The organism is Aestuariimicrobium sp. G57 (assembly GCF_050110855.1).
GTDB lineage: Bacteria > Actinomycetota > Actinomycetes > Propionibacteriales > Propionibacteriaceae > Aestuariimicrobium.
In genome coordinates, this window is the sequence record NZ_JBNINW010000001.1 from 571,469 (window position 1) to 592,211 (window position 20,743).

General features: G+C 70.0%; 15 protein-coding genes. 9 read left to right on the forward strand and 6 right to left on the reverse strand.

Annotation, left to right across the window (positions count from 1 at the left end):
- The first annotated feature begins 1 nt into the window (after window position 1).
- Genes ACQCX5_RS02645 through ACQCX5_RS02655 form a run of 3 tightly spaced genes read left to right on the forward strand, consistent with a single transcriptional unit; the run spans window position 2 to window position 5,563 of the window.
- Window positions 2–3,274 (forward strand): UvrD-helicase domain-containing protein, encoded by a 3,273-nt coding sequence (locus tag ACQCX5_RS02645; protein WP_434540432.1) that lies wholly within the window; start codon window positions 2–4, stop codon window positions 3,272–3,274.
- On the forward strand, window positions 3,271–5,133 hold the full coding sequence (recD, locus tag ACQCX5_RS02650) for an exodeoxyribonuclease V subunit alpha (protein ID WP_434540433.1): 1,863 nt from the start codon (window positions 3,271–3,273) through the stop codon (window positions 5,131–5,133). The genes ACQCX5_RS02645 and recD overlap by 4 nt, the downstream gene beginning before the upstream one ends.
- Window positions 5,126–5,563, forward strand: a complete 438-nt coding sequence (locus ACQCX5_RS02655; RefSeq protein ID WP_434540434.1) for an HIT family protein — start codon at window positions 5,126–5,128, stop codon at window positions 5,561–5,563. Before recD ends, ACQCX5_RS02655 begins: the two co-directional genes overlap by 8 nt.
- 9 nt (window positions 5,564–5,572) lie before the next feature.
- Here the strand turns inward: ACQCX5_RS02655 and nudC are convergent, their stop codons facing one another.
- Window positions 5,573–6,439 (reverse strand): NAD(+) diphosphatase, encoded by an 867-nt coding sequence (nudC, locus tag ACQCX5_RS02660; protein WP_434540435.1) that lies wholly within the window; start codon window positions 6,437–6,439, stop codon window positions 5,573–5,575.
- A 62-nt stretch (window positions 6,440–6,501) separates the two neighbouring features.
- Here nudC and ACQCX5_RS02665 point away from each other — a divergent pair, with 62 nt between their 5' ends.
- A complete protein-coding gene (locus ACQCX5_RS02665) occupies window positions 6,502–7,122 on the forward strand; it encodes a DinB family protein (RefSeq protein WP_434540436.1) in 621 nt (206 codons plus the stop codon).
- On the opposite strand, the gene ACQCX5_RS02670 is transcribed toward ACQCX5_RS02665, so the two are convergent.
- Together ACQCX5_RS02670 and ACQCX5_RS02675 are read right to left on the reverse strand one after the other, a co-directional pair.
- Window positions 7,119–10,382, reverse strand: coding sequence for a UvrD-helicase domain-containing protein (locus tag ACQCX5_RS02670; protein WP_434540437.1), 3,264 nt, complete (start codon window positions 10,380–10,382; stop codon window positions 7,119–7,121). The two genes, ACQCX5_RS02665 and ACQCX5_RS02670, sit on opposite strands and share 4 nt — an antisense overlap.
- Window positions 10,379–13,555, reverse strand: a complete 3,177-nt coding sequence (locus tag ACQCX5_RS02675) for an ATP-dependent helicase (protein WP_434540438.1) — start codon at window positions 13,553–13,555, stop codon at window positions 10,379–10,381. The genes ACQCX5_RS02670 and ACQCX5_RS02675 overlap by 4 nt, the downstream gene beginning before the upstream one ends.
- Before the next feature lie 181 nt (window positions 13,556–13,736).
- Between ACQCX5_RS02675 and ACQCX5_RS02680 the strand changes: the two genes are divergently transcribed.
- The 4 genes from ACQCX5_RS02680 to ACQCX5_RS02695 all read left to right on the forward strand — a co-directional run bounded on the left by ACQCX5_RS02680 (window position 13,737) and on the right by ACQCX5_RS02695 (window position 16,232).
- Window positions 13,737–13,943, forward strand: coding sequence for a cold-shock protein (locus tag ACQCX5_RS02680; RefSeq protein ID WP_434540439.1), 207 nt, complete (start codon window positions 13,737–13,739; stop codon window positions 13,941–13,943).
- Between the two features lie 111 nt (window positions 13,944–14,054).
- Window positions 14,055–15,035, forward strand: a complete 981-nt coding sequence (ligD, locus tag ACQCX5_RS02685; protein WP_434540440.1) for a non-homologous end-joining DNA ligase — start codon at window positions 14,055–14,057, stop codon at window positions 15,033–15,035.
- A 55-nt stretch (window positions 15,036–15,090) separates the two neighbouring features.
- Window positions 15,091–15,966 (forward strand): PP2C family protein-serine/threonine phosphatase, encoded by an 876-nt coding sequence (locus ACQCX5_RS02690; RefSeq protein WP_434540441.1) that lies wholly within the window; start codon window positions 15,091–15,093, stop codon window positions 15,964–15,966.
- Window positions 15,967–16,007: 41 nt separating this feature from the next.
- Window positions 16,008–16,232, forward strand: coding sequence for a DUF3107 domain-containing protein (locus ACQCX5_RS02695; RefSeq protein ID WP_434540442.1), 225 nt, complete (start codon window positions 16,008–16,010; stop codon window positions 16,230–16,232).
- A gap of 9 nt (window positions 16,233–16,241) precedes the next feature.
- Here ACQCX5_RS02695 and ACQCX5_RS02700 read toward each other — a convergent pair whose 3' ends face one another.
- Entirely contained in the window at window positions 16,242–16,883 is a 642-nt protein-coding gene (locus ACQCX5_RS02700) for a ferritin-like fold-containing protein (protein ID WP_434540443.1), read from the reverse strand.
- 113 nt (window positions 16,884–16,996) lie between these two features.
- Here ACQCX5_RS02700 and ACQCX5_RS02705 point away from each other — a divergent pair, with 113 nt between their 5' ends.
- Entirely contained in the window at window positions 16,997–18,619 is a 1,623-nt protein-coding gene (locus tag ACQCX5_RS02705) for a DEAD/DEAH box helicase (RefSeq protein ID WP_434540444.1), read from the forward strand.
- 7 nt (window positions 18,620–18,626) lie between these two features.
- On the opposite strand, the gene trpS is transcribed toward ACQCX5_RS02705, so the two are convergent.
- Both trpS and ACQCX5_RS02715 read right to left on the reverse strand, forming a co-directional pair.
- Complete coding sequence (trpS, locus tag ACQCX5_RS02710; RefSeq protein WP_434540445.1) at window positions 18,627–19,775, reverse strand: tryptophan--tRNA ligase; 1,149 nt, start codon at window positions 19,773–19,775, stop codon at window positions 18,627–18,629.
- Window positions 19,776–19,868: 93 nt separating this feature from the next.
- Entirely contained in the window at window positions 19,869–20,720 is an 852-nt protein-coding gene (locus tag ACQCX5_RS02715) for a PHP domain-containing protein (RefSeq protein WP_434540446.1), read from the reverse strand.
- Window positions 20,721–20,743: the final 23 nt, after the last annotated feature.

Here is a 20,743-nt window from a genome sequence, read left to right on the forward strand (position 1 = left end):
GATGGCGCTGCACCTGGTGCCCCGGCTGATCGACTACCCCGAGTTCACCATCGACGGTGTGCGGCTCGGGGTGGGCACGCTGGTGGTCGAGGCCAGCGCCGGCACAGGCAAGACGACAAACATCGCCAAGCTCACGGTGCGGGCGCTCGCCGAGGGCTTCTGCACCGTTGACCAGGTCGCCCTGGTCACCTTCACCAACAAGGCGGCCACCGAACTGCGCACCCGCGTGCATGACCACCTGGCCCAGGCCGTCGCCGAACTGGCTGCCAGCAGCACGCCCGAGGCCATCAACCTGCGGGCGGCGGCAGTCGACTTCGACAGCGCCACCATCACGACCACCCACAGCTTCTGCCAGTTGATGATGACCCGGATCGGGGTGCACGTCGACCACGACGCGACCGACTCGATGCTGGGTGACGGTGCGCAGATGCACGCCGAGATCGCCGACGACCTGTTCCTGCAGCAGCAATTGGCTGAAGACGGCTACCGGGCCGACCTGGCCGTCGTGGGGCGCCTGGTCGAGAAGGTCCTTGAGATGCCGCACGTACCGATCCGGGCAGACCAGCAGCAGGGCGTGCGCGGGCAGCTGGCCGCCCGTGCCCGCACAGAATACGAGCGCCGCAAGCGCACCACCCAGGTGTTCACCTATGAAGACCTCACCGGACGCCTGCAGCAGGCACTCGCCCCCGCCCCGGACGGCACCCGTTCCCCGGCCGCCGACGTGCTGGGCGCCATGTTCCGGCTCGTCATGATTGATGAGTTCCAGGACACCGACCAGCAGCAGTGGAACCTGCTGCGCGACGCGTTCGACGGGCAGGCGATGCTGGTGCTGATCGGCGACCCGAAGCAGTCGATCTACCGGTTCCGCAATGCCGACGTCGAGGCCTATCTGGCCGCCGCGCAGCAGCACGAGCGGTTCAGCCTGCGCAAGAACTGGCGCAGCAGCGCCGCGGTGACGTCCGGGATCGACGCGATCCTGCACCAGGCCCAGCTTGGCCGGGGCATCCAGACGCCTCCCGCCACGGCCGATGCGGCGGCGGGCATCGACACGGCCACGGGGGAATGGCAGGCCCCGGTGCAGCTGCGGCTGCTCGGCGAGGATGCCGACCTGAAACGGAACCTGTGGCACCGGGCCGTCGACGACCTCGCCCAGCAGGTGGCGCTGCTGTTCAGCGGCAGCCCGCCCAGGGTGACGCTGCCCCGCCAGCAGCAGGCACAACGGTTGAAGCGCAGCGACGTCGCGGTGCTGGTGCGGTCGCGCTGGCATGTCACCGACGTCGTCAACAAGCTCAACGAGGCCGGGGTGCGGGCCAACCGCAGCGCCGGAAACCTCATGAAGGGCACCGCCGCACCGGCCTGGCTGACGGTGCTCGACATGCTGCTGCAGGTCGATGCCGCCAGCCTGCGCCGGGCCGCACTCACCCCGCTGATCGGCTGGGACATCCCGAAACTGGTCGAGGCCGACGAGGCCGAGTTCGATGAGCTGGCCCGCACCGTGCGGCAGCTGTCGCAGTTGTGGACGAGCGACGGGTTCGCTGCAATGACCGACACACTGGTCTCGGCATTCTCGCTGCATGAGCGCATGCTGCAGCAGCCACAGGGCGCGCAGTTGCTCTCAGACCTGCTGCAGGTCGCAGAACTGGCCCACGACCATGCCCTGCGGCACCGCGCCAGCCCCGAGGGCGTGCGGCGCTGGCTGCAGCAGGCGATCGACGGCGAGGACGAGACCAGCACACGCATCGGCGACGACGACGAGGCGATCCAGGTGATGACCATCCACGCGGCCAAGGGCCTCGGCTTCCCCGTGGTGCTGCTGCCCGACCTCGCGTTCCCCAACGGCCGCAAGGACGATCCGGACACGCCGCGGGTGCACCACACCGACGACGACACCCGGGCGCCCCTGCTCGACGTGTCGGACCGCGCCAGCAGGAACGATGACGACGAAGAACTGCTCGAGCAGCTGCGGCTGGCCTATGTCGCGCTGACCCGCGCCCAGGTGGGCCTTCGGGTGTGGTGGGGTGCGACCACCGACGTGCACCGTTCGGCCCTGCACCGGTTGCTGATGAGCGACAAACCAGGGCAGGTGCCGCCCCCGCCGGGACAGCTGCAGCGCAAGGGGGCCATCTCGACGATGCAGCAGCGGCTCACGCTGGGCCGATTCGACCCCCTCGAAGTGGTCGTCGCCCCCCAGACCCCCCAGACGGCACCCCAGGACACCGCCGGCGAGCCCGAGCAGCCACTCGGCAGCCCCCGCGCGTGGACGCGCTGCATCGACCACACGTGGCGGCGCACGAGCTACACCGGCCTGACCGCGGCCCTGCACGACGCCGCGCCCCACCATGGCGCCACCGCAGGCTTCGTGGAACAGGAAGGTGCCGCGGTCGCCGATGGCAGCGGGCTCGACGAGCCCGACCTGCGTACAGACTCCGAGGTCGTGGCCACCAGTGGGTCCGGCGTCGACCGGATGCCGTCGCCGCTGGCTGACGTGCCCGGCGGGGCCGACTTCGGCACATTCGTCCACGCCATCCTCGAACACATCGACCCGCAGGCCCCAGACCTGCGCGCCGCGATCCGCACCGCGGCCGCACCCCACTTCGCAGCCTTCGGCGATGAAATCGACCCCGAGGTGCTGGTCGAGGCCCTCGTCAAGGTGCTGCACACCCCGCTCGGTACCCTCACCGGCGGCACCCTCGCTGACATCCCGGTGTCCGACCGCCTGCCAGAGCTCGACTTCGAACTCACCATGGGTGGCAGGGGCACCGTCGGCACTGTGGGCGACCTCGCCCAACTGTTCACCGACAGGGCGCTGCTGCCCGCCGACGACCCGCTCGCCCACTACGGCGACGTGCTGCTCGGCACGCCGGCGGCCGAGCAGACACTGAACGGGTTCCTGAACGGGTCGATCGACGCCGTGCTGCGGGTCGGCAGCAAGTTCGTGGTCGTCGACTACAAGACCAACACCATGCCACTGGCCCCCGGCGAGACCCTGGGGGTGCACCACTACCACGCAGCGGCGATGACCCAGGCCATGGTCGCGGCGCACTACCCCCTGCAGGCCCTGCTCTATTCCGTGGCGCTGCACCGGGTGCTGGGCTGGCGCCTGGCCGGCTATGACCCCGAACACCACCTGGGCGGGGTCGGTTACCTGTTCGTGCGTGGAATGGCCGGCGCCGACACCCCGGTGCTGGGGGGCATGCCCGCGGGCGTCTTCACCTGGCGGCCCCCCGCCCGCTTCATCATCGCCGCTGACACGATCCTGGGAGGGCGACGATGAACGCCGCCACACAGCATGAGCTGTCGGTGCTGACCCGGGGCAAGGAGTCCCCGCTGGCGCGTGCCCACGCCGTGGGCATGGTCACGTCCGCCGAGGTGCAGTTGGCGACGATCCTGACGCGCCTGCACGGTTGCGCGGACGAACTCGTGCAGCTGACTGCGGCGCTGTGCTTCGCCATCGGACGGGCGGGGTCGACATGCCTCGACCTGACGACCGCCGCCGAACAATTCATCGACCAGGTGCTGGAATCACAGGACCTGACCGCCGACGAGCTGGCCGCCGAGCGGCAGGCGCTGCAGTCGGCCATCGACTGGCCCGACCCTGTGGCGTGGCGCGAGCACCTGGTGCAGCAGCGCATGCTGGGCGACGAGGGTGCCGAGCCGAACAGCGTGCCGATGCGCCTGGTCGACTCGCTGGTCTACCTGGAGCGCTACTGGTCGGCCGAGGAGCAGGTCGCGGGCCTGTTGCACGAGCGTGAACTGCTCAGCCCGCCTGCCGTCAACGAACACCTGCTCGACGCCAGCCTGGCCAGGTTGCCCGAGGGCACCATCGACGACTCCCGGCAGCGGAATGGCGTCGAGACCGCCGTACGGTCATGGACTTCGGTGCTCGCAGGCGGCCCCGGCACGGGCAAGACATCGACCGTGGTGCGGGTGCTGGCCGCGGTGCAGGAACAGGCTGGTGCCACCGTGCGGGTGGCGCTGGCCGCCCCCAGCGGCAAGGCGGCGAGCCGCCTGTACCAGTCCGTGGCCGGCCAGGCCCCACAACTCGAGGCCGCAGGTGCCCTGATGCCGGCCTTCGGTGCCGGCATGACGCTGCACCGGCTGCTGGGCGCACGCGGGCGCACCGGGGAGTTCCGCCACGGCCCGACCGACCAGCTTCCCTATGACCTGGTGGTGGTCGACGAGGTGTCAATGGTCGACCTGCAGTTGTTCGCAACCCTGCTCTCGGCGGTCGGGCCATCAACCAGGCTGCTGCTGGTGGGCGACCCGCAACAGCTCAAGTCGATCAGCGCCGGGTCGGTGCTGGCAGACATCACCAGCTCCGGGCTGACCGTGGGCGGTGGGGACCCCGCGTCCGCAGTCACCGAACTCGTCGGCAGCTACCGCAGCGAGGGCGCCATCCAGCACCTCGCCGCGGCGATCCGGGCGAAGGACGCCGACGCCGCGCTCGATGTGCTGGCCGGCGACTCGGGCGAAGTGGAACTCATCGACCTCGAGATCACCCGCGCCACCACCTGGCAGGACCTGCCACAGCTCTCGTCGGTCGTCGCCCAGCAGTGGACGTCCCTGGTCAGGGCTGCCGAAGCAGGCGATGCCACCGGGGCCCTGCGCCTGCTCGACGAGCACCGGGTGCTGTGCGCCCATCGTGACGGCCTGTTCGGGGTGTCGAGCTGGACCCACCACACGCTCGACCTGGTGCGCCGGCTGCGGCCGGGTTTCGGCCTGGGCGCCGAGTTCTGGGTGGGCCGCCCACTGCTGCTCACCGAGAACGACGCGACACTTGGCCTGTCGAACGGGGACACGGGCGTGGTGGTGTGGCACGACGACCGGCTGCAGGTCGCACTGGGTGACGAGGCCACGCTGCGACTGCTCAGCCCCAACCTGCTGCGCGGCGTCGAGAACCTGTTCGCGATGACCGTGCACAAGGCGCAGGGCAGCCAGTTCGGGCACACCACCGTCGTACTGCCCCCGCTGGGGTCGCCCCTGCTGACCCACGAGCTGATCTACACGGCCGTCACGCGCGCGAAGCGGCGGGTCTCGATCATCGGCTCGGCCGACCAACTGCGCACGGCCATCGCCACCGAATCGCGCCGGGCCTCCGGCCTCGCCTCGAGGTGGCGCCGCCAGAATGGCTGATTCCCCCACCCCCGACATCTTCTGCCAGATCGCTGCCGGCACACTGCCCGCACACGTCGTCTGGCAGTCCGAGCGACTGCTGGCCTTCCTCGACCAGCGCCCGGTCTTCAAGGGCCACACGCTGCTCGTCCCGCGGGCGCATGTCGAGAACCTGCTCGACCTTCCTGCCGACCTGCACGCCGAGGTCCTCGGAGCCGCACAGCTCATCGCCGCCGCCCTGCAGGCCGGCCTCGGCGCCCAAGGCAGTTTCGTGGCCGTCAACAACACCATCAGCCAGTCGGTGCCGCACCTGCACGTGCACCTGGTGCCGCGCCGCAAGGGCGACGGGCTCAGGGGATTCTTCTGGCCGCGCACGAAGTACTCCAGTGATGACGAGGCCGCCAACTACGCCGCACGGCTCCGGGCGGCTCTGGCCGCGAGTGATTCCTGAATCCCCGGCTCAGACGCTCGGCAACTCCCCCGCCACCCAGGCATGGATGAGTCGTCCACCGACCGAGCCCCTGCCCGGCAGCGACAGCTCACCCGACTCGACCGCCGCGGTGAACTCATCGCGGCTGAACCAGCGCGCCCAGGCGATCTCGGTGCCATCCGGCACCGGCTCGCCCGCGGCCGTGGCCACGAATGCCAGCATCAGCGAGCGCGGGAAGGGCCACGGCTGGCTCGCCACGTAGCGCACCCGGTCGACCCACAACCCGACCTCTTCGCCGACTTCACGGCCCACCGCCTGTTCCAGCGACTCCCCCGCCTCGACGAAGCCGGCGATCACCGACACCCGCCCCTCGGGCCAGTTCGCCTGGTGCGCCAGCAGCAGCCGGTCGTCCGGGTCGGTGATCGCCACGATGATGGCCGGGTCATGACGCGGGAATGCCAGGTGGCCGCACTCGACGCACTGCCTCATGAACCCGCCCCGCACCGGCGCCGTGACCGCGCCGCACCGTTCGCACTGCGGGGTGCCGTCGTGCCAGGCCAGGATCGCTGCGGCGGCTGCCACCAGGTCGTGCATGGCTTGGTCGGCGAAGCCGTCACGCAGCGTCTGCCCCTCCGATTCACCGCGTCTGGCGAACCACTGCAGCGCCACTTCCCCGTCGTCGTGGACGTGGCCGTTGGCGTCCGTCCAGCCCAGGTAGCTGTGGACGTCGGCATCGAAACTGCCCTCGGCGGGTTCGACGTGGAACTGCCCCTCACCGGAGACCACGAGGACCTGCGCCCCGGGCCCGGTGAACAACTCGACGAGGCGTTCGGGGTCGACACGTTCCTGGCCGGCGCGGCGCAGGTTGCTGTGCGGGTGCAGGTCGAATCGGCTCACGAGGCGTACGTTATCGCGGATAAGCCATGGCCCACCCGGCCCTGCGGTGACAGGCTGGCCCCATGACAGCCTCCTCCACCGCTGATCCGAAGGCCACGCTGCACCGCTACTACACGTCCGCCCGGGACGCCCTGATCTGGAAACTAGACGGGCTCAGCGACTACGACGTGCGCCGTCCCATGACCCCGACCGGCACGAACCTGCTCGGCCTGCTCAAACACGTCGCCAGCGTGTCGGAGTCCTACCTGGGGTCGGTCGTCGGTCGCCCCTCGGGCATCCCCATCCCGTGGTACCCGGACGACCCCGACGACGAGGTGCCGAATGCCGACTTCTGGGCCACGGCCGACGAATCACGCGAGTTCATCGTCGACCTGTACCAGCGGGTCGCGGCGCACTGCGATGCCACCATCGAGGCCCTCGACCTCGACTCACCGGGGCATGTGCCCTGGTGGGGCGACAGGGCTGACACGACGCTGTACCACCTGCTCGTGCACCTCGTCGCCGAGGTGCAACGTCATGCGGGCCACGCCGACATCATTCGTGAGCTCATCGATGGCGCCGTCGGTCTCAGCGAGGGCTGGGGCAACATGTGGGCCGAGGACGGCGAGGACTACTGGCAGCGCCACCGCCAACAGCTCGAGGACACCGCCCGCGCGGCCCACACGGCCCGACCCCAGCCCTAGCCCTGCCCGCCCGTGCGCGCCCGGTCGAGGGCGGCCATCCCGTCGCCGAGCCTGGCCACCAGCTCGTCCTGGTCGGCCAGGTGCCGCGGTCGCTGCACCCTGCCCGACTTCACGTGCACGAACACGGCGTCCACACTCGCGGGGTCGATGCCCCGGGACAATGCCCACGCGACCCGATAGATGGCCAGCTGCAGGTCGTCGGCGTCCCGCTCGCCGGTCTTCCAGTCGACCAGCAGGTGCTCGTGCACCCCGTCGTCAGCCGGGAACGCGGCATCGATCTGGCCACGGATGACCTGGTCGCCCAGCACCAGCGCGAACGGCACCTCGACCGCCAGCGGTTCCAGGTCAGCCCACGGCGTCGCCAGGAATGACTCCTGCAGCCGGGCCAGTTCCCGGTCCGACTCGACGCGCTCCAGCCCGTCGTCGACCAGGTCGTCGAGCACCGGGTCGGTCAGCTGCCGCATACCGTAGTGGCGCTGCACCCAGGCATGGAACCGGGTGCCCAGCGCAGCCGCCCGCGACGCCGGGTGGGGCATCGGGCGCAGCAGCTGCCGGGCGAACGCCTCGGGGTCGTTGCCCGCCGTCACCAGCATGGACGCCGACAACGACGCCGGTTGCGGCAGGGCGAACCCGGCCCGGGCCTCGGCCTCGAGCAGTTCCAGGGTGGCGTCCCACTCGGCCACCAGGGCCAATTCGTCGAGCGGCACGTGCTCCGGCTCGGGCCAGGTACCGGTCTCGTCGAAGACCCGCTTCGCCCCCGCGACCATTTCGGCGGCCTCGAGGCGCAGGCGTCGGGACTCGTCGTCGGCGGGCACCGGCCACGGCGCCGACTGCAGCGGCCCGTCCAGCGGGTTCGCCTCGACCACCGGCGGGGCCACGGCGTCGACATTGCCCTGCCGCATCGCCTCTTCGGCGATCTTCTCGAAGTATTCAGAAGGCAGCCGTGGCTTCTTGGTGCCGCTGCGCCAGGTGTGGCAGGTCGCCACCAACAGGTCCCTCGCCCGGGTCACGGCGACGTAGGCCAGGCGGTCCTCGGCCATCCGCGCTTCTGACTTGAGCTGGTCCTTGTAGGCGACGAGCCCATCGTTGTCATAGGTGCTGACCTGGGGGATGGACTCCGCGTCGCCCCGCAGGTGCGCCGGCAGTGCCTGGGCAGAGGTCGTCCAGTTGTCAGTGACCCGGTCACTGGGAAAAACGTCCTGCACCAGCCCGGGCACGAACACCACGTCCCACTCGAGCCCCTTGGCGCGGTGCACCGTCAGCAGCTTCACCGAGTTGCGCTCCGTGGGGGTCGCCTGCTCGAGGCTGACGCCGTAGCGCCGCTCGGCATCGAGCCAGTCGAGCAACCCCGACAGCGTCGCCTCGGCATCAACATCGACATACCCGGCCACCGCATCCGTGAACGCGGCGAGTTGCTCCGGGCCGGGCGCACCCGGCAGTCCCGTCGCGAGTTCGACGTCGAGGCCGAGCAGGCCCACCACACGCCGCACCTGGTCGAGCACGGGCTCGTCCGAATGCCGCCGCAGGCGGGTCATCTCGGCGCCGAACGCGGCGAACCGCTCGCGTGCCTGCGCCGAGAACGGCATCTCGCCGGGGTTGTCGACGGCGTCGAGCAGCGAGACGACGTCGGCGGCATCGGTCTCGGCGACGGCGTGCTCGAGGTCGGCGAACAGGTCACTGTCGCGCGCCGGGGCCTCTGGACGCGCCAACTGACGGGCCCGACGACCCAGCAGGGCAAGGTCGCGCTGGCCGATGCGCCAGCGCGGGCCGCTGAGCAATTGCACCAGCGAGGGGTTGGCGGTGACGTCGTTGACCAGCCGCAGGGTTGCCACGACATCGGCCACCTCGGGCAGGTCGAGCAGGCCGCCCAGCCCGACAATCTCGGTCGGCACCCCGCGCACGCTGAGCGCCCGGAACACCTCGGCCATGTCGGCATTGCGCCGCAGCAACACGGCGCAGTCCTTCCAGGCGCGCAGTCGCCCGCGGTCGTGCAGGTCGACGATGCGGTCGGCGACCCACCCGGCCTCTTCGGGCCACGACTCGAAGGTCGCCACCCGCACCTCACCACCGGGCTTGTCAGCGGGGGCCACCAGCGGTCTGGGCGTGCCCTCACCCGATGCATCGTGCCGGGCCAGCATCGGGTCCTGGCGCAACGGTTCGGCCAGTTGGTTGGCCACGTCAAGGATCTTCTGCCCGCTGCGCCGATTCACGGTCAGCTGCGCCCTCGCGGCGGCCAGGAATCCCGGTTCACGGCGGCGCGGGAAGTCAGAGTGGAAGTGCAGGATGTTGCTCGCTGCCGCCCCACGCCACCCGTAGATGGCCTGGAACGGGTCGCCGACCGAGGTCACCGGATGGCCCACCTCGTCACCGACACCCGCGAACAGGCCCTGCAGCAGTTTCGCCTGTGCCGCGCTGGTGTCCTGGTACTCGTCCAGCAGCACAGCAGCAAACTGGTGGCGCACCATGCCCGCGACGGCGGGCACCTCGTCGACGATCCGGGCGGCGAGTGCCATCTGGTCGGCGAACTCGACCACGCCGAGGTGGCGTTTCAGTTCGGCATAGGCGTCGACAAGGTCGAGCAGTTCGCGACGTTCGTTGATCGCCGCTGTGGCATCAAGCACCGGTTTGAAGACATTTCGACGGGCGTTCAGCGGTGCCAACGCCAGCTTCGAGGCGACGACCGCACCGTCCGACCTGACCTGGTTGGTCGTGACGAGGTGCGACGACAACGCGCTGTCGAGGGCCAGGACCCGCTCGACAATCGATGCCGGACGCAGCCGCGACAGGTACTCGAACGGGCCGGGGGCCTCTCGTACCACCCGGTCCGCCAGCCGGAACCGTGCTGCGCCGGTGATCATGGTCGGGTCGGTCTCGGCGCCGATCCGTTGGCCGTGCTCGGCCAGCATGCGCCCGGCGAACGCGTCGTAGGTCATAATGACCTCTTCGCCCTGCTCGTCGGCGCCCTCGCGCAGCACCCCGGCCGTCTGCAGCGCCGTGCGCACCCGGTTGGCCAGTTCGCCGGCTGCCTTGCGGGTGAACGTCAGTCCGAGCACCTCGTCCGGACGCACCTGGCCCGTGCCGACCAACCACACCACCCGGGCCGCCATCACGGTGGTCTTGCCCGAGCCGGCGCCGGCGATGATGACACCCGGTTCAAGCGGGGCGGTGATCGCGACCAACTGCTCGTCGCTGAACGGGATGCCCAGCGCGTCGCTGACCTGCTGCGGCCGCGTCAGGGTTCGGCTCGTCATAAGATTCATCGGCCCACCTGCGGGTTGAGGGAAACGGTCGGGCACGAGACCCGGAACGTGCACATCTGGCAGCGCGGGCCGGGTTGGGCGTCGAAGCGCTCCTCGCGCACGACGCGGGCTGCGTGGGCCACGGCCTCGTGGATGAAGGACGTGGCACCGCTGGAATCATCGGTGCCCTTCGGCCAGGGGGTCTCGTCGATCGATGCCTGCACATAACTCTTGGGTGACTCATTGCCCTTGCGCAGGAACACCAGTTCACCGCCGGAGACGCCGCGGGCCCCCGGGGCCACCTGGTCGAAGGCCCCGGCGGTGGCAGCCAGTTGGTAGAGCGCCAGTTGCACATTGGCCGCCGCCTCGGCCAGCGTCGGCAGCACCCGACCCGTCTTGAAGTCCACGACCCGCAGGCGACCGGCGGCATCGCGTTCCAGCCGGTCGACCGACCCCGTCAGCTGCACCCGCTCGCCCTCAACCTCGAGTTCGATGTCGAACGGCACTTCGGTGCCCACCGCCTCACCGCGCCCGGCGGCCCAGTACAGGTAGCGGTCGAGCGCCTGGTCGACCTCGACCCGTTCCGAGGCCGACAGCCAGGCGGCGTCGAACGGGATCTGGTCCCAGATGCTGTCCAGGTGTCCCTGCAGGTCCTCGGGGCCCAGGTCGTCCTGCTCGGCATGGCTCACCAGGGCGTGGACGACCGAGCCGAAACTCGCCGCCGACGAGCGCCCCTCTTCGGCGCTCGCCTGCTTCGACAGGAACCACTTGCGGGGGCAGGCCAGCAGCTCCTCGAGGCTCGACCCCGACAACCGCACGGGCTCGTCGGCAGCCACCACCCCGACCTCGCTGCGGGTGTAGTCGAGGATTCCCCACCAGTTGGCGGGGTCTGCTCCTCGTGCGAGCTGCCGACCGTGCCGGTCGCGCAGCCCGCTCAGCCGGGCCAGCCGCGAGGCCGCTGCCTCGCGCAGCGCGGGCGAGGTCGTCGGGTCGAGCACGGCAGCACGCAGCCGCGCCACCATGGCGGGCAGGCTCAGCGCGCGCCGTGGGCGCCCGACGACCTCGTCGACCGGCACGTCCAACTCGGTGAGGAACCGCGAGGCCTGGTCGCCCTCACCCTCGTGCCCCTGCGCCGCGGTGACCACCAACCGGTGGGTCGCCCGGGAGCATGCCAGCAGGAACGAGCGCCGTTCGGCGTCGATCAGCCGACTGAACGGCTCTGGCGCGAGCACCCCGTCGGGCGACAACCGCGCCACGTCCAGGATCGAGCCCTGCCGCCGTGTGGCGGGCCACGTGCCTTCTTGCACCTGGGCGACCACCACCACCGGCCAGCGCAGCCCCTTGGCCCGGTGCGCCGTGAGCACGTGAACGCCGCGCCGCCCCAGGTCGGACTCGCGGGCAGTGTCAGCCGGGATCTGGTGGGTCACCAGTTCGTCCAGCAACTGGCGCACCGAACGTACCCCCACCAGTTCGGTGTCCCGGGCTGCCAGGTCGAACAGGGCCCGCACCGCGTCGAGGTCACGATGGGCCGCAGCGCTCGCATCACCACCGGCCAGCGCCTCGCGTTCGGCGCGCGCCGCCCAGCCCGTCCCGTCCCACAGTGTCCACAATGCCGAGGACACATCACCGCCCTCATCGATGACCGTCCGGGTGCAGGCCAGGCGCTGTGCCAGCTCAACGGCCTTGCGCGCCGGTTCACCCGACAGGCCATCAGCCATCGTGGGGTCGTCGAGCAAGCGGGTGAACCATTCCCCCGACGTGACCTGGTCCTCGGCATGGGCGGCACGCAGTTGCCGACCCAGCCGCCTCACCTCGAGGCTGTCGAGCCCGCCCAACGGTGAGCGCAGCAGGTCAGTGGCGTCGGCCGGAGAGGTCGATGTCTGGCGTTCGGGGTCCGTGACCTCACCAATCGCCGCCCTCAGTCCGAGCAACAGCGGACGCACCGCCGGCGACTCGCCCAGCGCGATGTCAGTGCCTGCCATCTGCACCGGCACACCGGCCGCGGTCAGCGCCCGCGCGATCTGCATCAGGCCGCCACGCTGGGATCGGGTGATCACGGCGATGTCGTGCCAGGCCCAGCCATCGTGCAGGTGCGCCGCCCGCACCTGGTCAACGATGTGGTCGATCTCGGCACCGGACGAGTCATGCACCCGCACCTGCACCGTGCCACGCCAGGTGTCCACCCCGACCGCCGGCACCGGCACGGGCACGCGGTCATTGCGGGGCAGCCGCCCCGCAAGGGCACCGAGGGCCCCGGTGATCAGCGTGCCGCGACCGAAGTCCTGGTCGAGGTCGATGCGGCTGGCCGGGGCACGGGTGCCGAAGCCCTCGCCACCGAAGATCTCGCCATACCGTGCCGCACTGATGCCACCGGCACCACGGAACCCGTAGACCGACGAGGTCGGGTCGCCGAAGGCCACCAGCCGCGACCCCGCCGCCACCAGGTCTGCCACCAGCTGCACCTGGCTGGGGTCGAGTTCGGTGAGGTCGTCGAGCAGGACCAGCGGCGTCGCCGCCACCACCTTTGCCAACACGTCCTGGTCGAGCAGCCGCAGACGAGCCCGGTGCACCAGCTCGGCATAGTCCATCTCAAAGGTCGCGTCGACGACGTCGAGGTAGTCGTGCATGAACTGGCCCAGTGCCGCCCATTCCGGACGACCCTGTATTTCCGGACGACCCTGTGCCTCGCCGATGGCCTGCACCTGTTCGGGGTCCAGCCCCAGTTGACGCACCCGGGCCACGGCCGCGCGTACCTCGCCGGCGAACGCCCGGGTCGTCGCGGCCCGCTGCAGGTCCGGCGACCAGCCCGAGGTGTCATGCGCCGCGAGCAGTTCCCGCAGCCGGAACTCCTGTTCCGGGGCCGTCAGCAACCGCCACAGGGGCTCGTCCGGCAGGGGATTTGCTGCCACGATGCTGTGGGCCAGCGCGTGGGCAGTCATCACCCGCGGCGCCACCTGGGCACCGCCGATGCGGCGCATCAGGTCGTTGCGCAGCCGCTGCGCCAGCGACCGGGTGGTCGTCAGCAACAGCACCTGCGGCCCCGTCAGCCCGGACTCCAGGGCGGTCGCAGCACACTGCACCAATGTCTGCGTCTTGCCGGTCCCCGGGCCACCCCACACCAGCAGGGCACCTGCCTGCCCGGACGCGACCCAGTCGACCACCCGCTGCTGGTCCGGACTCACATGGCTGTTCACGCGACCCACTCAACCATGCACCTCTGACAACTTTCGCCATGCCCCTTCCCAGCCGCTGCGGGGCTGACCCCTGACCGTGCAAGAGTGGTGCCACGTTCGAGGCAGGGCCAACGTCCGGCGCCTCGTGGCGGCGGGGTTCGCGCCGGGCGATCCTCGAGATTTGGTTGCAAGGAGATGTTCCATGGCACAGGGAACCGTCAAGTGGTTCAACGCCGAGAAGGGCTACGGCTTCATCGCGGTTGACGGTGGGGCCCAGGACGACGTGTTCGTCCATTATTCGGCGATCGAGTCCACTGGCTTCCGTTCGCTGGAAGAGGGCCAGAAGGTCGAGTTCGACGTCGCCCAGGGCCCGAAGGGCCAGCAGGCAGAGCACGTCAAGCCGCTCTGATCCCCACCACCTCGAAGGGGAGTCCGCTGCTGCGGGCTCCCCTTCGGCTTTCGCCCGGTCGCCGCGGCCATTCGCTTGCCCGGTGCGCACCACGCATGACACGGTGTAGGCATGTCCAGCCCTCCCGTGACGACGCAGGTCGCTGGCCGCACGCTGCAGCTCACCAACCTCGACAAGGTGCTGTTCCCCGACCAGACCACCAAGGCTGAACTGATCCAGTACTACCTGGCCATCGCCCCAGTGATGCTGCCCCACCTCGCCGAGCGGTGCATCACCCGGTTGCGCTTCCCGAACGGCACCGACGCGCAGTCCTTCTACGAGAAGAACGCGCCCAAGGGCACCCCCGACTGGGTGCGCACCGCGATCGTCGCCACCCAGGATTCCCCGGTCGACTACGTCGTCGCCGACAATGCCGCCACGCTGGTGTGGCTGGCGAACCTGGCCGCAGTCGAACTGCACACCCCCCAGTGGCGCACCACCGACGCACCAGCCACGCCGGGCCACCCGGCCGGGTCACCGGGCCACCCCATCGCCCTCGAGGGTCCCGCCGCCGTCCCCGCCACCACCCTGGTCGTCGACCTCGACCCCGGCCCGGGCATCACCATGCACGACTCGTGCCGGGCCGCCATGCTGGCCGCCACCGAACTGGCCACTGCGGGTCTCGAGCCCTTCGTGAAGACCTCCGGTTCAAAGGGCCTGCAGCTGATGGCCCGCATCGAACCCGCGCCATGGCGCGAGGTCGTCGAGCAGGTGCGCCGGCTCGGGGCCGTGCTGGCCCACCGCCACCCCGACCTGTTCACCACGACCATGGCCAAGGACGCCCGCGGCGGCAAGATCTATTGGGACCACCTGCAAAACCGTGGTGACCGCAACACGATCAGTGTCTATTCCGTGCGTGGACGAGACCAGCCGCGGGTCTCGACACCCATCACCTGGGACGAGGTGGCGGCCATCGGCCCCGACGACCCGCTGTCGTTCACGATCGACGAGGTGCTCGACCGGGTGGGCCGGCATGGCGACCTGTGGCGACCGTTGCTCGACGACTCGGTGTCCGTGCCCCTGCCCTCGTGGCCGGAAGAGCCAACGGCATGATGGACTACACCCGGGAATTTCGGTGCCGTGGTGGCGCCGGCGAGTGAGGAACCAAATGAGCCAGGACCAGGAACAGGCACCCGAGGACGCCACCCGCGACCTGAGCGCCCTGAACCCGATGCGGCGTGACTACAGCACCTCGCCCGCCCCCTGGCTGGCCGGCTCGACCGACATCGGTCGCCGCCACCACCAGAACCAGGACGCGATCGCGCTGTGGGCGGACGCACCGGGTGAGCAGGGCCAACCCCGCGGCGTCCTGGTGGTCAGCGACGGTGTCTCGTCCTCCCCCAATTCCGACCGGGCCTCGAAAACGGCCTCGCTGACCGTCACCGACCTGCTCGGCAGCCGCCTCGAGCAGGACTCGTTCCACGACGGGCAGGTCGGCGAGATCTACACCGAGGTCTTCGAGGCCGCCAACCGTGCCGTGCTCGCCGATGGCGCGGACGGCTCCCTCGCCGGGTCGTGCACCCTGATCGCGGCCGTGGTGCAGGGCACCAGCATCTCGGTGGCCAACATCGGCGACACCCGTGCCTACTGGCTGCCTGACCAGGGCCAACCCCAGCAGCTGAGCACCGACGACTCCGTCGCCCAGACCCAGATCGAACTCGGGGTGCCCCGTGAGCAGGCCGAGAGTTCGATCCACGCCCATGCGATCACGAAATGGTTGGGGCCAGAGGCCACCGACCTCGAGCCGCGCGTCACCTCGATGGACGCCGAGGGCGATGGCTGGCTGCTCGTCTGCAGCGACGGTTTGTGGAACTACGCCTCGGAAGCCGAGACCATGGGGCGGCTGCTGGCACAGTACTGGAACGCCATGCCCGCAGGCGACGGCCCCGACGTGCTCAGCCGCGCCCTCGTCGGCTGGGCCAACGCCCAGGGCGGCCGCGACAACATCTCCGTGTGCCTGGCCCGGGTGTCCGCTGCCCGCTGAACCTGCCGTGACCCGACCGGGTGACCCGGTAGCGTGGGGGCGTGGAAATCAAGATCGGCATTGTGAACGTGGCCCGCGAGGTCAGCATCGAATCAAGCCTCACGTCCGAGGAGGTCACCAAGGTGCTGGGCGAGGCCCTGGCAAGCGGCGGCCTCGTCGAACTCGACGACGACAAGGGTCGACGCATCATCGTGCCGGCCAGCCAGGTCGGCTATGTCGAACTCGGCCCCGAGAACCAGCGCCGGGTCGGTTTCGGCAGCGTCTGACCGCCGTACCTAGGGTTGCAGCCCCAGCGCCAGCATGCGCTGGGCTGCACCCTCGACCAGGTCCTGGATCAGCTCGACGGTGTGGCTGATCTCGTCGGCGCTGCCCGCCTCGGCACCCGTGAGCGCCCGCGCCAGCGCCGTGTCCCGGCCGGCGATGCGCTGCGCCTGTGCCGACAGCTCGGCGATCACGCGCCGACCGAACAGCGCCGTGCGCGAGGTCGTCGTCTCGTCGAGGTCCAGTCCAGTGATCGATGCCTGCACCTGTGCGGCCAGGTCTCGTCCCGGGCCACCCGCCAGCACGACGGACACCTGCTCGGGCCACGTCGCGTGCGTGCGGGTCGACAGGTCGAGGCCCATGCCCACGATCAGGTGGTTCTTCAGCAGGGCCTCGGGCCACGTCGCGGCCGGGGTGTGCTGCTGCACCGAGGCGAAGGCCTGCCGCGTGTGGCCGGTCAGGTCGTCGGCCCGCGCGCCCAGCACGGCCCGCGCCCGACCCGCCGCCTCGACGATGCCCCCCGCGGCCTGCGCGTGCTCGAGTGCGACACTCACCGTGGGCGCCAGTCCCACGAGCTCTGCGAGCGATTCGTGCACGAGCAACCATCCACAGGCATACAGTCCGGCAATGGCTTCGGCATCAGCAGAGGCAGTCACGGCTCAAGGCTACCGGTGCACGTTGCGATACTGCGGTAGACTCGGCCCGTTGGGCGCTCATGTCCGACGACTGTCGCACGCCGTGAACCCCGGGTCCCCGGGTTGTGGTCCGCGTGCGGCAGCGCATCCCGCCGGGGTGGACCAGGTCAGGTCGAGCCTCGGATGAACCGAAGGCTGGACAGCTGAATACCAAGATTGATGAGGCCGAGTACGGCCGTACGCCCACATTCGCCGACCTCGGCGTGCTTCCCGAGATCACCCAGGCGCTCGCCGAGGCGGGCATCACCCATCCCTTCCCCATCCAGCAGATGGCCATCCCGCTGGCCATCGACGGGGTCGACATGATCGGCCAGGCCCGCACCGGCACGGGCAAGACGCTCGCTTTCGGTGTCGCAGTGCTGCAGCGGGTCACGCCCCCGCAGGAACAAGGCCACGACTTCGTCAAGCCCGGCAAGCCGCAGGCCCTGATCCTGTGCCCCACCCGTGAGCTGGCCGTTCAGGTCGCCCACGACCTCACCGTTGCGGGCGCGATCCGCAAGGTGCGCGTGCTGACCGTCTATGGCGGTGTCTCGTACGATCCGCAGCTCGAGGCCCTCGAGGCCGGTGTCGACGTGGTCGTCGGCACCCCCGGGCGCGTGCTCGACCTGGTGCAGCGCAAGGCACTCGACCTCTCTGCCGTGCGCATCGCCGTGCTCGATGAGGCCGACGAGATGCTCGACCTGGGCTTCCTGCCCGATGTCGAGCGGCTGCTCGGTGCCACCCCGAAGGACCGCCAGACGCTGCTGTTCTCGGCCACCATGCGCGCCCAGATCGTGTCGCTGGCCCGCGCCCACCTGACCCGTCCGGTCAACATCCGGGCTGAGGGCCACGACGCCCAGGCGACTGTGCCCGACACCACCCAGTTCGTCTACCAGGCCCACGACCTCGACAAGCCCGAAATCGTCGGCAAGGTGCTGCAGGCCGACGACGTCGAGAAGGTCATGGTCTTCACGCGCACCAAGCGCGCGGCGCAGCGGCTGGCTGACGAGCTCGAGGATCGCGGCTTCAAGGCCGCCTCGATCCATGGCGACCTGAACCAGGCGGCCCGCGAGAAGGCGCTCAAGAAGTTCCGCGAAGGCAGGATCATGGTGCTGGTTGCCACGGATGTGGCCGCCCGCGGCATCGACATCACGGGCGTCAGCCACGTGATCAACTACGAATGCCCCGAGGATGACAAGACCTATGTGCACCGCATCGGCCGCACGGGTCGTGCCGGCGCGAAGGGCGTCGCCATCACGCTGGTCGACTGGGCTGATGTCACCCGGTGGAAGGTGATCAACAAGTCACTGGACCTCGACTTCGACACCCCCGTCGAGACCTATTCGAGCAGCCCGCACCTGTTCACCGACCTGGGCATCCCCGAGGGCACCAAGGCCCGCCTGCAGCCCTCGAAGCCCCGCGACGACTCCGACGACAGTGACCGCCACCACGGGGGTCGCAAAGGCAAACACCACCGCCACGACGATGGCGCTGAGTCCGAGCGTCCGCGCCGCAGCCGTCGCCGCCTGCGCAATGGCGAGGTGGTCAACGGCGAGGTGGTCAACGGCGAGGTGGTGGCCGACGCCCCGGCTCCCGTCGGGCTCGACGCCACCACGGCTGCACGCACCGATACGGACGACCGTCCGCGTCGCCGCCGCCGTCGCCGACGCCCCGCGGGCGCCACGCCCGGGGACGGCGAGTCAGGCTCTGAGCAGTAATCGCTGGTCAGTAGAGCATCTGCATGGCCCGGCGCACCTCGGCCAACGTCGCATCAGCGATCTCGTTGGCCCGGGTGTTGCCGGCCGCCAGCACGTCTTCGAGGTAGCCGGGGTCGGCGACCAGGGCGGCTCGGCGCTCGCGGTGAGGCGCGAAGTACGAGTTCACGGCCTCGGTCACCAGCTTCTTCAGGCCACCACCGCCGCCGTCACCGATCTCTTCGGCCACCGACTCAGGCGTCCGGTCGAGGCACAGCCCCGCGAGCATCACCAGGTTCGACACCTCGGGGCGCCGGTCCGGGTCATAGGTGATGTGCCGGTCAGAATCGGTCACGGCCTTCTTGATGATCTTCGCGGTCTGGTCGGCGTCGAAGCCCAGTTCGATGGTGTTGCCGCGCGACTTGCTCATCTTGGTGCCGTCCATGCCGAGAATGGACGGGGCCTCGCTCAGCAATGCCTCGGGCTGGGGAAAGACCGGCTGGTCGGCCACGGCGCGGCCGTAGCGCTCATCGAACCGGCGCGCGATCACGCGGGCCTGTTCCAGGTGCGGCAGCTGGTCCTTGCCGACCGGCACGAGGTTGGCCTTGCAGAACAGGATGTCGGCGGCCTGGTGCACCGGGTAGGTCAGCATCAGCCCGGACATGGGCCGGTCGCCCGAGGCCTCGAGCTCGCTCTTCACCGTCGGGTTGCGACGCAGTTCGGCGTCGGTGACGATCGACAGGAACGGCAGCATCAGCTGGTTCAGCCCCGGCACCGACGAGTGGGTGAAGATCGTGCACTTCTCGGGATCGAGCCCGGCCGCCAGGTAGTCAGCCAGCAGCGAATAGACCCGCTCGCGGATCGGGCCGACTCCATCGCGGTCGGTGATCACCTGGTAGTCGGCGACCAGCACCATCGAGTCGACGCCCAGGTTCTGCAGCCGCACCCGGTTCTGCAGCGACCCGAAGTAGTGGCCGATGTGCAGGTTGCCCGTCGGGCGGTCGCCGGTGAGCATGCGGTAGCGGCCCGGGTTCACGCGCAGGTCGGCCGCAATCTCGGCGCTGCGTGCCACCGACCGTGCCAGCGACGCACCGGTCGAGCTCTGGGCGATCTCGTCACCGGCGTGGTCGTCGATGACCGGTTCCGCTGGTGTGGTGCTGGTTGCCTCGGTGGTGCTCATCGTCCTCTTCCTGCGTGCGCCGCCCGCCCCGACGACCGGGTGCGGGCCAGCGTCAACTCTGCCACAGGTTGAGCCACGCCCGGCTCACACGGCTCAGGGCTTGCCACCACGCTTGCGGATGCGCACGACCAGCTCCCGGTAGGCCGACTCACGGGTCTGGTTGAGCCCCAGCCCGACCCCGGCCTTGCCCTCCCCGTGGTAGTCGCTCGACCCGGTGCGGATGAGCCCCAACCGCTCCCCCAGGTTGAACAGCAGCTCACGGTCGGTCTGGTCATGGTCGACATGGTCGACCTCAATGCCGTCCAGGCCGTGGTCGCGGGTGAGTGTGGCGATGAACTCCGCCGTCAGCAGTGCGCGGCTCGCGCGTCCCCAGGGGTGCGCGAGCACCGCGACACCGCCGGCGCCGTGCACCAGGTCGATGCCCTCGCCCAGCGGCGTCGAGTAGCGGCCGACGTAACCGGGCCTGTCCTCGGCCAGCCACAGGTCGAACGCCTCCAGGCGGTCAGCCACATAGCCCTTGGCCACGAGGGCATCGGCGACATGGGGACGTCCCACCGACGGGGAGAGCCCCGACTGCGCCTTGATGTCCTCGACGGTGAGCGGCATGCCGAGCGCGGTGAACGTGTCGGCGAAGGCCTGCAGTCGGCCATTGCGGCCTTCGCGGTTCTTCGTGAGTTCGGCGAGCAGGGCGCGGTTCATGGGGTCGCACCCGTAGCCGAGCAGGTGCACGGACGTGCCGTCCACCTCACAGCTCATCTCGATGCCGCGGACGACGGTCACGCCCAGGCGCTTGCCGGCCTCCACGGCCTGGACGACCCCGTCAAAGGTGTCGTGGTCTGTCAGGGCGATCACGTCGAGCCCGGCGTCATGGGCCTTGTGCACCAGCACGGTCGGTGTGTCGGTGCCGTCCGAGACGGACGAATGTGTGTGCAGGTCGATGCGCATGTGCACATCATGCCGTAGCAATT

Excerpts from the sequence above, each read along its gene's own strand:
- ACQCX5_RS02680 (WP_434540439.1), top strand. The coding sequence starts at position 13,737 with ATGGCACAGGGAACCGTCAAGTGGTTCAACGCCGAGAAGGGCTACGGC.
- ligD (WP_434540440.1), top strand. The coding sequence starts at position 14,055 with ATGTCCAGCCCTCCCGTGACGACGCAGGTCGCTGGCCGCACGCTGCAG.
- ACQCX5_RS02665 (WP_434540436.1), top strand. The coding sequence starts at position 6,502 with ATGACAGCCTCCTCCACCGCTGATCCGAAGGCCACGCTGCACCGCTAC.
- ACQCX5_RS02715 (WP_434540446.1), bottom strand. The coding sequence starts at position 20,720 with ATGCGCATCGACCTGCACACACATTCGTCCGTCTCGGACGGCACCGAC.
- ACQCX5_RS02645 (WP_434540432.1), top strand. The coding sequence starts at position 2 with ATGGCGCTGCACCTGGTGCCCCGGCTGATCGACTACCCCGAGTTCACC.
- ACQCX5_RS02655 (WP_434540434.1), top strand. The coding sequence starts at position 5,126 with ATGGCTGATTCCCCCACCCCCGACATCTTCTGCCAGATCGCTGCCGGC.
- ACQCX5_RS02670 (WP_434540437.1), bottom strand. The coding sequence starts at position 10,382 with ATGAATCTTATGACGAGCCGAACCCTGACGCGGCCGCAGCAGGTCAGC.
- recD (WP_434540433.1), top strand. The coding sequence starts at position 3,271 with ATGAACGCCGCCACACAGCATGAGCTGTCGGTGCTGACCCGGGGCAAG.
- ACQCX5_RS02690 (WP_434540441.1), top strand. The coding sequence starts at position 15,091 with ATGAGCCAGGACCAGGAACAGGCACCCGAGGACGCCACCCGCGACCTG.
- trpS (WP_434540445.1), bottom strand. The coding sequence starts at position 19,775 with ATGAGCACCACCGAGGCAACCAGCACCACACCAGCGGAACCGGTCATC.